General features: G+C 54.1%; 11 protein-coding genes and 1 pseudogene. 5 read left to right on the top strand and 7 right to left on the bottom strand.

Going from position 1 to position 11,979, the window contains the following annotated elements:
• Positions 1-307, top strand: a pseudogene (locus OSO_RS0111690) (hypothetical protein); the annotation flags it as partial.
• Between the two features lie 125 nt (positions 308-432).
• Here the strand turns inward: OSO_RS0111690 and OSO_RS0111685 are convergent.
• The gene (locus OSO_RS0111685) at positions 433-1,464 is read right to left on the bottom strand and encodes a hypothetical protein (RefSeq protein WP_010583517.1); all 1,032 of its coding nucleotides are present in this window, start codon (positions 1,462-1,464) and stop codon (positions 433-435) included.
• A 301-nt stretch (positions 1,465-1,765) separates the two neighbouring features.
• Between OSO_RS0111685 and OSO_RS0111675 the strand changes: the two genes are divergently transcribed.
• Positions 1,766-3,133: an O-antigen ligase family protein gene (locus tag OSO_RS0111675; RefSeq protein ID WP_010583516.1), complete on the top strand. Its 1,368-nt coding sequence runs from the start codon at positions 1,766-1,768 to the stop codon at positions 3,131-3,133.
• On the opposite strand, the gene OSO_RS0111670 is transcribed toward OSO_RS0111675, so the two are convergent.
• From OSO_RS0111670 to OSO_RS43130, 4 genes are all read right to left on the bottom strand, one after another.
• Positions 3,134-4,567: a hypothetical protein gene (locus tag OSO_RS0111670; protein WP_010583515.1), complete on the bottom strand. Its 1,434-nt coding sequence runs from the start codon at positions 4,565-4,567 to the stop codon at positions 3,134-3,136.
• 172 nt (positions 4,568-4,739) lie between these two features.
• Positions 4,740-5,957 carry a tetratricopeptide repeat protein gene (locus tag OSO_RS51940; protein WP_237729276.1) on the bottom strand — a complete coding sequence of 406 codons (1,218 nt, stop codon included), beginning with the start codon at positions 5,955-5,957 and terminating at the stop codon, positions 4,740-4,742.
• Entirely contained in the window at positions 5,954-6,679 is a 726-nt protein-coding gene (locus tag OSO_RS51935) for a hypothetical protein (protein ID WP_157605151.1), read from the bottom strand. The genes OSO_RS51940 and OSO_RS51935 overlap by 4 nt, the downstream gene beginning before the upstream one ends.
• A gap of 198 nt (positions 6,680-6,877) precedes the next feature.
• Positions 6,878-7,945 carry a YybH family protein gene (locus tag OSO_RS43130; protein ID WP_010583511.1) on the bottom strand — a complete coding sequence of 356 codons (1,068 nt, stop codon included), beginning with the start codon at positions 7,943-7,945 and terminating at the stop codon, positions 6,878-6,880.
• A 12-nt stretch (positions 7,946-7,957) separates the two neighbouring features.
• Between OSO_RS43130 and OSO_RS51595 the strand changes: the two genes are divergently transcribed.
• Complete coding sequence (locus tag OSO_RS51595; RefSeq protein WP_193378332.1) at positions 7,958-8,122, top strand: hypothetical protein; 165 nt, start codon at positions 7,958-7,960, stop codon at positions 8,120-8,122.
• A gap of 219 nt (positions 8,123-8,341) precedes the next feature.
• On the opposite strand, the gene OSO_RS43125 is transcribed toward OSO_RS51595, so the two are convergent.
• Both OSO_RS43125 and OSO_RS0111635 read right to left on the bottom strand, forming a co-directional pair.
• Positions 8,342-9,700 carry a cytochrome-c peroxidase gene (locus OSO_RS43125; protein WP_010583510.1) on the bottom strand — a complete coding sequence of 453 codons (1,359 nt, stop codon included), beginning with the start codon at positions 9,698-9,700 and terminating at the stop codon, positions 8,342-8,344.
• A gap of 139 nt (positions 9,701-9,839) precedes the next feature.
• Positions 9,840-10,421, bottom strand: coding sequence for an NADPH-dependent FMN reductase (locus OSO_RS0111635; RefSeq protein WP_010583509.1), 582 nt, complete (start codon positions 10,419-10,421; stop codon positions 9,840-9,842).
• A 303-nt stretch (positions 10,422-10,724) separates the two neighbouring features.
• Between OSO_RS0111635 and OSO_RS0111630 the strand changes: the two genes are divergently transcribed.
• Both OSO_RS0111630 and OSO_RS0111625 read left to right on the top strand, forming a co-directional pair.
• Positions 10,725-11,249, top strand: coding sequence for an RNA polymerase sigma factor (locus OSO_RS0111630; RefSeq protein ID WP_010583508.1), 525 nt, complete (start codon positions 10,725-10,727; stop codon positions 11,247-11,249).
• The gene (locus OSO_RS0111625; protein ID WP_010583507.1) at positions 11,239-11,892 is read left to right on the top strand and encodes a hypothetical protein; all 654 of its coding nucleotides are present in this window, start codon (positions 11,239-11,241) and stop codon (positions 11,890-11,892) included. Before OSO_RS0111630 ends, OSO_RS0111625 begins: the two co-directional genes overlap by 11 nt.
• The last annotated feature ends 87 nt before the right edge of the window (positions 11,893-11,979 follow it).

Here is an 11,979-nt window from a genome sequence, read left to right as displayed (position 1 = left end):
AGATGTTCTGGAAGCGATTGCCCTTGTCAACGGAAGCGCCGGTGGTCCAAGCGTCAACGGCTCGATCTTCCGTACGGGTCCTGGCAACGTGGTCCCGCCGACCGATGTCTTGATTGTGCGCAAGCTTCCGAATGGCCAGCAATTGCGGATTCGCGTGGACTTGAACCGAGCCTTGCATGATCCGAACGAACGAATCCTGATGCAGCCGGAAGATCAGATCCTGCTGTTCTACAAGCCCGGCGAGCTCTACACCAATATCTTCCTCAACTTCATCGGTGTGGGCGTCAACCTCGTTCCCAAGATCTGATCAAACCAGACCTCAGCAACGACATCAGCACGAATCCCAAGGTGATTGCATCACCTTGGGATTCGTGCCTTTTAATCCGTCAGAATCCACTCTGGACGTGAATCCCAATGGTTCATACGGGTTGGTCATTGGCGGACTGTTGAAGGTTGCTTCAAGTCACCGCTGATGATGGCATCAAGCACGGGGGCAATGTCTTCGATGGCCGCGCGGTCAAATCGTTTGCGAGAAAAGCTCTCAATGTCGTGCCAGGCAAATGTCTTCAAACTGCTGACCGTCGAGCGTCGGGTGACCGCCTTTTTGGGATAAACTCCGCCATGCGAATACTCGGTGAAATGAACCGCTCCCCGAACGCTGCAATCGGCTGGAATCATCGGCTTTTCAGCGGACTTCACCAAATGAAGACGGGTTCGTTCATCTGATGTGGCAAATACGTAAAGCTCTAAGTGATCTGGTCCTGCTTCGTGAGCTCGAATGAACATGAGCTCGTAAATCGTTTTTGCTAAAGCGCCGCGAGTACTAGAGCTGATCTCATTCTTGTGGGCGATCACCAGCGTCCGGAGGTTGGCTGGCGTGGCCTTGGCACGGACAGGCAACATCAATCCAAGGCTTCGCATATTGTTCAGTGACTCGGCCACCGTTGGTGAGAACGCCTGGGATAACGTATTTCCGACAAATGCACGTGTCGCTGCAAGACAACGCGGGCCGAGGTACAACGCCCGCGTGACAGGCTCGCGATAGATTCGGACCTGAACTGTGACGTAATGACTCTTCAAGTAGGACAGAATCTGTTCGCGACTTAGAACGGGCAAGTGCTTTTGATCATCGTTCAACACTTCGAGTCCGACGGAGAGCGCGTGGCGACGCGTACACGTATCCGTACGCTTATTTGTCGCTTCGATTTCATCGCGTTTCGTCAAAAATGGAGTAAACGATTTGATCTCGAACGCCTCTCCTTCAGGAAGCAATTCCGCAGTGTAGTTGCCCGCTCGATCATGTGCCGACTTAAGTTCTGTAACCTGTAGCGGCAATGCAGAAATTGTTCGAATATCTCGAATCCTCGGTTCAGCGGAACTCGCGCGCGGCTCCGCAGCCTGCGCCACAATTCCGATTGAACTTGCAGCCATTCCGTGAAGGAATTGACGTCTGTGGAGCTGCATACTACCCTCCCAAGGCGAATGCTATGACGATAGGGTCGACAGGAAGCGGAGTGGAAATGCCTCGGAGCTTGTTATTGAACAGGCGTTCGCAACACACTTTTATACGAGAGTCGATTGAGTAGGTTCAAGCACGATCGTCAGCTCTGAAGCTGTCAATTGCGACATTTACCGTTCGCGTCGACGCAACATGATAGCCGAGATCGATCGTCGTGCAGCAAGAAACTTCTGCCGTCATCGAAGAATCTGCTTGTGCTTTGCAATTTTGGCCGCAATTTGCCTTTGTTAGTTGAGGTCCGCACCGATGTGGTGGACGATTTTGTCGATCATCCTGGGGACAAGCATCGTTGTGATGCTGTATCGAGGGCCCGTTGCAGCACTTGGATGGGGTTCACTCGTCTCGCTCCTATTTCCTTGCTGGTTGACACAAACGGTCTTCGGTGCCTCGATCGATTTGAGAATTGCGACATCATTGATTCTCTTGCTCGCCAATCTCGTCCATCCTCGCCGCCGAATTACATGGGCATTCAGCGCCGGCGATTGGGCACTGTTCGTCGTTTACAGCATCCATGTCGCATCCGACTGGTACGAAGACGGGATGGTGCTTTCGCACGTCGTACGAGCCTTTGGTGAATGGAGTGTTCCTTACATTACGGGGAGACTTGCCGTTCAAACGATCGCAGATTGGCGGCAATTGACGTCCGTTGCGGTGATGCTTTCGATCACCTTTTCGGCGTGGGCCGTGACCGAAGCCATCACCCATCACAATCCTGGCAATGCGATTTTCGGGCATCGTCCTTCCGACAGAACTCCCGAACAGCAAGTTCGTCTTGGTTTCAAACGCGCCGAAGGTCCGACCACCCATCCAATCTGGTTTGGAATGATTCAAGCGTTGCTTCTACCATGGATGATTGCCGCAGCATATCGTTCCATTCGGATGGATGGCCCTTCATGGTGGATTGCGATGCCTATCTGCAGTTTCTGTGGAATTGCCGCATCGTTTTCGCGTGGCCCCTTGATTGGGGCCTCACTCACCATTTACCTCACGGCCATGTTCTGCCTACCGAAACTCAGAAAACCGTTGATCATCGTGATGCTATTGGCCGTTGTTTCGCTGGTGTTTATCAAGAGTGACGTCCGCCAAGTATTGGAAAGCTGGGATGGCAATTACCGGCCAAGAAATGTGGAAATCGAGGGAGAACGGCAAGAACTGACGGCGATGTCATACCGTTGGTTGGTCTTCGCGCCATATAAACTGGCGATCAGCCAAGTCGGGCTTTTGGGTTACGGAACCGCAAGGACATCGACATTTCCGGTCAACGTTCCCTTCGGTCCCGAAGCAAAGTTGACGGTCATGACGTTTTGGTCGATCGACTGTCAGTACCTGCTGTTCTTATTAAGATTCGGCTGGCTGGGACTCGCTGGATTCTGTGCGGTCATCATCACTTCGATCTGGCACCTCTCACGGCAAGTGCGACTTGTGATTCATGCCGAACGAGTCCTGCCGATGGCGATCATCGCCGCGCTCGCCTCGACCGCAATCATTCTTGTTGTGGAATGGATGCCGCACGACTATGGATATTTGTTCCTATGGCTCTGTGGAGCTGCCAATGGTCCACGACTCAGCGCGATCGCACCGCTACGAGCCGTAAGTTCTCAACGAAAACGATAATTACTTCGATTGGTTTTCGAGCTTAGCCGCTTCAACTTCGTGTCGAGCCGCGTCGATCCCCAGCCTTTCGGTCGGAATTTCATTGGCGTCCAGCAGCGTTTTGATCGCGTCGACCAACACCTGCTCGACATGCGGGGCGACCAGCGACGAGGACGGACTTGTTTCGTACCCACCTTGTTGATACGCAATCTCGGTCCCGATGTACCAAGGGCCGCAATCACCATATGCCGCCATGGTGACAAACAGATCAGGGCGAACCGCCTGCGACAACAACTGATATTCGACAAAAAGTTCCCCCGGCAGGTGCAAGACGCGCACATCTCCCAAACTAAGACAGCCAATGTCAATCTCGTTGCCGCGCTCGCACCTCAACAACCAAGCCAGTTTGCAGGCGGCGATGACGCGTTCACGACTTGTGCGCTGCTTGTTATTGAGTTGTTCGACGAGCTGTTCGTGCTGCAGATGAGGAGAAGGTGGAAGCACGACACGGGCGACTTTCCAGTCCACATCCATTTTCGCGATCGGAACTTTGCGTTCACTTTCCCACGCACGCGTCATTCCATTCGCAACGCGATCCATGAGGACAGCTCGCATTTCGGGGCGGCCATCGTTGTATTTTCCAGCTCCGATATTTCCTCCTGCTCCGTTGAAATGCACGTGAGGGACTCCGGTGACTTGCTGTCGTTGGTCACGTGCCATACCCGGAAAATCGGGGTTTGCTTTTCCCGTGCGATAGTAGCTTTGCGGATGTGTGGCGTAGTAGGTGAGTTCAACGATTCGATGCTCGCCGTTCCAGAAAGCAATCGATTTCAGCATCGGATCGATGACGCCTTCGGGGGCGGCTTGAAGAGCGGGGTCCTTGGTTGCCGTGTAGCGGACGGCTTTGACTTTTCCATCGGGACCTAGAATTCGACGATTGGAGGCAACCTGCTCCACTTCAGCTTGCCCCAAACCGACATGCGTCACAGGCGCGGCCTGAATCATTGCGGACTGCACCGCCTTGGCCGCTCGCTGGATAACATCGCGTGCGAATGCCGAATCGAACATCTCGCGTCGAATGCCTTGTTCTTCGGCCAATTTGTCTGCCGTAAAGTCACACCAAGGCGCATCGTGTTGATGCAGGCAATGAACCGAGACACGTTCGACGGGAGTGGCCGCAGCTCGTCCGAGTTCTTCTCGAAAGAATTGGTGCCCTTCATTGGCGATCTCGATCCAGTCGACGGCGCACAGGACGATAGGCGCATCCGAACCAAGAATGACGATCCCTCGACAATGTAAAGGGCTCAGCACTTCAGTTGTAATATCGTATGCCATCGGGCTGCCAATGGGCGGCGAGGCATCAACGTCGAAATACCCCACCTTCAATCCATCGTTGGCCAAACAGAACGAATGGCCAAACAGCACCATTCCCATCGCAATGAATGCAAGGCGCATTTGACGAGCACTCCGGTTGGATTCAGCGTTATCGAGGTAAAGCGAGCGCAATCGCCCCGCTCATGTTACCCGATCTTCCGACAAACCGACCGGAACTTCAACAGCTACGATTTCGATGCGATCAGTTCTTTGAACTGGTCAATCATCGTGATTCGGGAAGATGGCATGCGTATCAACGTCGGAAGTCCAGGCCTGGATCGTCATCCGGCGCGCCGAACAACTTGAAGTTGAATCCGTCGTCCTTCATTGTCACGACTCCTGGCATCGTGGCTTTATCGGCCCGCTCCAGGACGAGGACTGCACCATCGATCGTGTAGGTCCCTCCGAACTCGTTCTTTTTCCCGGCTTGTTCAAACGACCAGGTAAATGTCTTGTCCGCAGTCAGGTTCAGAGTAAATCGCGTGCCATCCGTTCTCTCCGCAGTCAGATGGCCAACGATCTTTTCTGGATCGATATCGGGTAGATCAGGTTGTTCTTGGTTTGCGGTATCGGCGCCGATCGCTACGGGAGGCGGAATCGTTTCCGATGTCGAAGCAGCCTCGGCACCCAGTCCCTTGATCAGCCGCGCAGCCAGTTGATCATTCGGCTGCAATCGCTCCACTTCCTTGAGTTGGCGAATCGCGGCGTCGGGGTAATTTTCGGTGATGTACTGATAGGCAAGTACGAAACGCGCATTGGCGATATCGGGATTCGCCTTAACGTATGCCTCAAGTGCTCGCAATTGGACCGTGTAGACATCGACTGTGGGATAGAGACTGCTCATCGTTGTCCAGTCCCAACCAGGTCCGGCCGACAATACCGCGTACAAGGTACCTGCCGCCTTTGTGTAGTCGCCTACGGCAAAATAGACCAGAGCCCGGAACTCGTGAAGTGTCGCATCCGAAGGTTGCTCTTTGATTGCCAGATCAAGTTCATTCGCCGCCTGAACATAGTCAGTGGCGGCAAATGCCGTTCGCGCTAACTCCAAGTGAGTGAGACTTGCCTGTGCCGCAGCGGATGGTGGCGTCTGATCGACTACGAACTCTGTTCCATCGGCACCTTGCGGAACCATCTGCTGGGCAGGTACGACAACTTGAAGAGGTTGAGAATAGTCGTAGTAGCCCGTCGAAGTTACGTAGTAAGGATTCGTGTAGACCACGTATCCCGAATCATAGTACGCAGAGCCAATTGCCCAAGCTCCAAGTCCCCACACCGCAGCATTGGAGTACCAAGGGCGATACCATGGACGGCTGACATAGCCGTTCCAGTATCCGGGGCGATACCCGGGACGATGACCAATGCCCCACCCAGGTGCGCCTCCCCAGTGTCCACCGCCCCAATGTCCATGGTGCCAGTGGTTATGGGCATGATTCCAGCCTGCCGAATGATTGTGGTGATGGTTCACATTCACGAGATGATGTGGTGGTGATGGCCGGTTCCCAGACCCAGGATGGTGTCCGGGGCCGTTGCCAGGTCGGTGACCACCTGCCCAACCGGGGCCGCCACCATGACCGGGGTTCGTTCCAGGGCCATGTCCGTGTCCCGAACCTGTGCCTGGACCGTGCCCATGCCCCGGTCGATGATCACCACCGGGGCGATCGACATGGCCGATATCCGGCTTGCCGGACCCAGGACCTGGGCGGCCACCACCACCACCGGGGCCTGGGCCATGATCTCCCCCATGCCCTGGCCGATTTCCCACGGCAACACCCGGCTTGTTGTCAACTCCAGGTCTGCCGCCCGCACCATGTTGGTGACCAACATGTCCTCCACCAAAGTTGGGACGTGCCGCACCACCAGGATTGGGACGATTTGCGTCCAGCTGTGGTCGATCGTTTCCGCCGATGTTAGGGCGGCCCGCGGGTGGCCCGCTGGGGCGAGGTCCGTCGTTATTCGGTCGTCCGCCTGAGAGATCAGGACGTGATGGCCCTGGATTTGGACGAGCGGCGCCTGGACCAGGGCTGGGGTTCGGTTTTGCTGGTCCCGGATTTGGTCGCGTCGGGGGTGGCGTCGGACGAGCGGGCGGGGGATTGGGCCGCGACGGTGCTGGGCCTGGGTTTGGACGTGGTCCACCTCCACCACCTCCTCCTCCGGGGCGACCTGCTGGAGCACCTCCGCCTTTTCCACCGCCACCGCCCCCACCTTTTCCTCCGCCCCCCTGATTATTTCCCGAGTCTCCGCGGCCGCGAGCAAGTACTTCGTAGGGATTTGCGATCAATGCGGCAGATACGACGAGGATGATTGCTGTTTTGATATTCATGATGACGACGCTCACAATCAGTCGAAATAGAGTATGGATTCAGATCGCAGGGCGGCCCCAATCGGACTCAATCAGTCTTGCGGTGGGGCAACGTGACGCTTGATGACATTCGCAGGAATGTCGTCCGTCGATCGTCCTCCCACAGTTCGGTCGTACGAACGCCAGGTCATCGTGTCGTCATCGACGAACACAAACACACTGGTTGCTGAGGTCACTTCGCCATCCGCACTGACGCCTCGCAACTTCACGGTCCACTCGTTGTCGTCGCGAATCCACAACCCTTCGGAATATCCGCCATCCGCGCCAAAGGTCCACGATTTGATCTGCTGTGTTAGCGAATCCCAACCGATGCGCATCGATCCGTTCGACAAAACGACACCTGCGAATTTGAGCTCAAATTCATGCAGCAAGTAATTGCCAGAGTTGTCCCACTGGCAGGTCGATTTCACGATCGACTCTGGATTTTCATCGATCCAGACGCCTTCCATCCACGACAACTCTTGCAAGTGTTCGCGTGGCGTGAGTTGTTCGGACTCCGCTTCGAAATCACTGACTGATGCCACTTGCCACGTGTCGCCGACTCTGACATGGATCGCGACATAGCCGCTGATGTTCGGTTTCTGGTCAGGCTCGGGGTATCCCCTGATGACGCCTTCTTCAATGGCGATATTCGGGGTGAGTACTCTCAGAGATTCGACGTCAACCTCGATCTTGCACTGGGGAAACTTCGAAAACATCTCGGCGAAGTCCTGCAAAATCGCCTTTCGGCCTCGTACGAGATCTCCATCCTCGTCGGTGAATTCCGCGTCCAGCGCGAAGAGTTGTGACACCGCTAGGGCATCATGTGCGTTGTAAGCCGCGACAAAGGCTTCGGCACTTTGCCGGATTTGTTGTTCTTCTTTCTGATAGTCATCCTGTTCGGAATCGTTGTCGGATGAGGTCTTCGAGCCAAGACTCTTTTTCGTCTCGGATGTCGATAGATTTGATGTTGCGGATTCGAGTGCCGACTTCGCGGATTCGCCTGTTCCCTGCTTTGGCGGCAACACCTCTGTTGGCAGCTCTTGAGCGTTCAAGATTCCAATGAAATTCATTGCAATCGAAAGCAGGCTCAACGCAACTAAGTTGGTCGCTGGTGTCATGAGATATTTCGTATGAATTATCGATCTGGGGCTCCAATTGGAAACGGCCACATCGAAAAACAAGAGTGCGGGGCCGCCACGCGACAACTGCGCAGCGTCGATTCGTCATCCTCAGACGCAATTGCGAATGGAATCATGGCCCGCAGAAAGAAGAATCCATTGCGCGGCTATTATTAACTCGCCGTAAGGTGAAGCCAAGACGTGACGCGAGATTTATTGCGTTTCCGTCAGGATTTGCGGTGACGAGAGATGCCGCAAACGATTTTATAGAAAACACTTATGGGAAAAAGCCTCGATTGCCGCCATTTTGGGCTTCAAGAATAGGTGGTCAATGGGCCAGTTGGCGAGGTTAGATTGCGAGAATATCTATAAGGTTATTGTGTGTAATGGCTTGTGTCATCGGCGGGCGGCGTCCTTCTTTCCTGATGCTTGGATGACGTGCATTCGGAATTTCTCAACACGCTGAATGTCGAGTACTCCGCGATAGGCTTGCTTGGTGAATAAGGGCTGCATTGGCTGGAACGGTTCCGGTGTTTCCCTGGGAATCGAGATGTCCGAGAGCGTTCCCAAGAATGCGATCAAATCGTCCTCCTCTTCATCAGTCAGTCCCAAATTTCCAAGTTCTTTGTGATTAACCGTTTCCGGCACGTCGGCCGGAGGGAAATGGTCCGGGTCCTGATCTCGCTTGTTGTAGAAGTGGACGACTTCTTTCAGCGATTTGAACGTTCCGTTGTGCAGGTAGCACTTCACGAAATCTGGCGAGGGCTTCTTCGCGATGTTGCGAAGTGTGGGAACTTTCACCTTGCCGTAATGGGCGGGATCATTGACGGACGCACCGATTCCAAGATCGCGATAAGCCGCCCCATCCGCGTTAACCGACTTTGGAGCCCGGTAAAAGGGATTCTTTTCGTTCCTGGGTGCTCCCAAATTGTCGTAGGTGAAGTCTGTAAACAAGGGTGGGGAACCGTCCTGCCCCATTTCATGTGGGTGGCAGGCCGTGCAATTCGCCTTGTCAGCAAAGAGCCGAAGTCCACGTTGCTCTTGAGGTGTCAGCTTCACACGCTTCGCGAGGAACGCATCGTACTTAGAATTAAACGGATTGACTTCGCGTGATGATTCATAGGCGGCGATTGCCCGGGCGATCTGATCAAACGTCGTGTCGCTGGCCTGAGTGTCGAGCGACTTCTTCCCAAATACACGATCGAATAAGTCGCGATAGTTCGATCGTCGTACCTTATTCACCACGTCCGCCGCAGAGGCATTGTTCATTTCGAGTGGATTGAGGAATGGCCCCTTTGCCTGAGCGATCAAATCGTCCGCTCGGCCATCCCAGAATTGTCCACCAACCCAGGTTTCGTCGTCTTTCTTGTATTCGCGTTTCTGGCTGAACGACATGTAGGCCACCGATGGTGGCTTTCGATTTCCAAATCGCGACGGTTCAGCACCAGGATAGACTCCCGTCTGCTGATTGACGTCGGAACTCGGACCGGTGAAGCCTGTCTCGGGTGCATGACAACTCGCACACGCTTGCCCTGCTGGCACCGACAGATTGGTATCGAAGAACAATTCCTTCCCGAGTTGTTCGATGGGCGATAGATCTTGGGCGTGTCCGGCCGAGACGGCGATCAAGAAAACGAAAAAAATTGCCGCTACGATTTCGCTGAATCGAATGATTTCAGCGGTGGGTCTCAGAACGCGATTTGCATTTTGCGTTTGATTGAGGACAGGCGACGATCCAACACTGGACGTGATCACGCTCAACTCCTTCGAGCGAAAAAACGCGCTGTCAGAGCGCGCAGCGATATCGCAAGGTTTTTCGAGGCGAGTTCTAAGTCAATGCGTCATTTCAAGCAACATGAATTACAAGCCCGCTCATGCCGGTGCTGACACATTCTTAAGGCGCAAACCGCCGGGCCATGAATACGAGCCCTGCTCCAATGTTCTTCACCTTCGCCGCCTGGCGTTCATTCTTTAGTGCACCATGTGCGTCGAATGCTTCATTCGCCAATGGCACCGCGATTTGTTCGGGCAAAACGATCACGCCAATATTGCCGAGGATCGAACGAAGTTGAATGAGCCCACGCAAGCCGCCCAATGTGCCGGGGGATGCACTTATCAAGGTGGCAACCTTACCATGAAACCCAGCAAGCGCCAGCTCGCCTGCCACGGGACGAGAGACCCAGTCGATCGTATTTTTCATCAACGGCGTTACCGAACTGTTGTATTCGGGAGAAGCGATCAGCAGTGCATGGTGCTCGATAAACAGCTTCTTCAACGCTTTGGCATTCTCGGGCGGGCCGCTTTCGGCTTCCAAATCCTGATCAAATATGGGGAGCGGATAGTCCCTCAGGTCAACAACAGTGACCTCGGCTCCCGCTTCCTCCGCTCCTGCAACTGCCAGCCGAAGCAGCTTGCGATTGAATGAATCCCTACGCACGCTACCTGCAAAGGCGAGGATCTTAAGAGTAGACGGCATGAAAGCTCGTTCCCAAATCGTGAGGTGACTTGAATGGCCATGCGACAATCCGCCCGCGTACGCCACGCCCGTAGGATCGTGAAATGCCAAGGACAATCGTTTCGCTCTTCTGCAATCTATCAACACGACATTGATTCGCAAATGAGCGGCATTGCTACCCACTGAGCAAGTTATTTTGCCGTAAACCATTTGGCGGCCAGCAAGCATTCGAAATGTTTCAGAAAATAGGCCTGAGACTTGTAAGGAATCGGTCGTGTCCGACACTAATCTTACGATCGACAACTGGAATGGGAGTCATTCGGAATGCCGTCTGGTGAGCAAGAATCGCTTTTCCTCCGTTGGCAGAGCGATCACATCGGCCTGATTCTGAAGATCGTTCGCGCTTATGCTGTCTCATTCGTCGATCAAGACGATCTTTTACAGGAAGTCCTGTCGAATCTCTGGTCTTCGATTCCACGTTTTCAAGGGGCTGCCAAAGAATCAACGTGGATCTATCGTGTCGCTCTCAACACCGCATTGGCCTGGCGCCGCGACGAAACCCGTCGAAGACAGCTCCATCTGCTGATGATCGAATGCGACGTCTCACTCAATGCCACAGTCGATTCGAGTATGAAACCGTCCCGCCACGAACTGATCGAAAAAATGTACGTGGCGATCCGACAACTTTCCAAAATCGATGCGGCGCTCGCGCTCATGCATCTGGATGGATTGAACTATCACGAGATGTCCGAAGTGCTGGGCATCTCGGAAAACTATGTTGGGGTCAAGCTCTGCCGAATTCGCAAGGAGCTATTTGAATTACTAAAGGACGATTGCGATGAACTTTGATGAATTGCAAGCAGAGTGGCAATCGCACAATCACCAGGGGCAGATCAAGTTGAATCCTCAGTTGCTGCTCAATGAAGTACGACGAAACCAGCGTTACCTCGAGTCTGTCTTGTTCAGACGCGACCTGCGTGAAGTCAGTGTCGCAGTTTTTCTCGCGATCCTCTTCTCGGTGGATGCATCCAGGATGCACGAATGGGCCATGTATCCCTTGGCGGCAAGTTGCCTGGGTGTCGGTGTTTTTTTTATCGTCGATCGTCAGCTTCAAAAGCGAAAAAGGCCCGCCAAGAACGACACCTTGGAGGCGTGCATTCACTCGTCGTTGCATCAAGTGAATCACCAGATTTGGCTACTGACCAACATTCTCTGGTGGTACGTTCTACCGATTGTTTTCGGCGCAGCGCCATTATTCCTGGTCGTTTGTTGGCGACTACGTGATGCAGGTTGGTTGATGTACGTCGTCATTGGACTGATAGCTGCAATTGCTGTATTGGTTGCCGCTTGGGTTTATTCCGTCAATCAACGCTGCGTTCAATCAGAGTTCCAGCCGCGTCGCCGCGAATTGGAAGACCTATTGGCATCCCTGACGGCCGTCCCTCACGAAAATGTCGGCGACGACCCTCCGGCCACGCAGCGACCAGCATGAGGGACATTGAAAGGCAAGTGCTGGAGGCCAAGCAGGAGTGTGGAATTTACACTTCTGCTTGGCAGTTGTCCGGGCTCGATCCGTTGC

The organism is Schlesneria paludicola DSM 18645 (assembly GCF_000255655.1).
In the GTDB taxonomy this organism is placed as follows: domain Bacteria; phylum Planctomycetota; class Planctomycetia; order Planctomycetales; family Planctomycetaceae; genus Schlesneria; species Schlesneria paludicola.
This window is presented reverse-complemented; position numbering and strand designations above follow the sequence as displayed.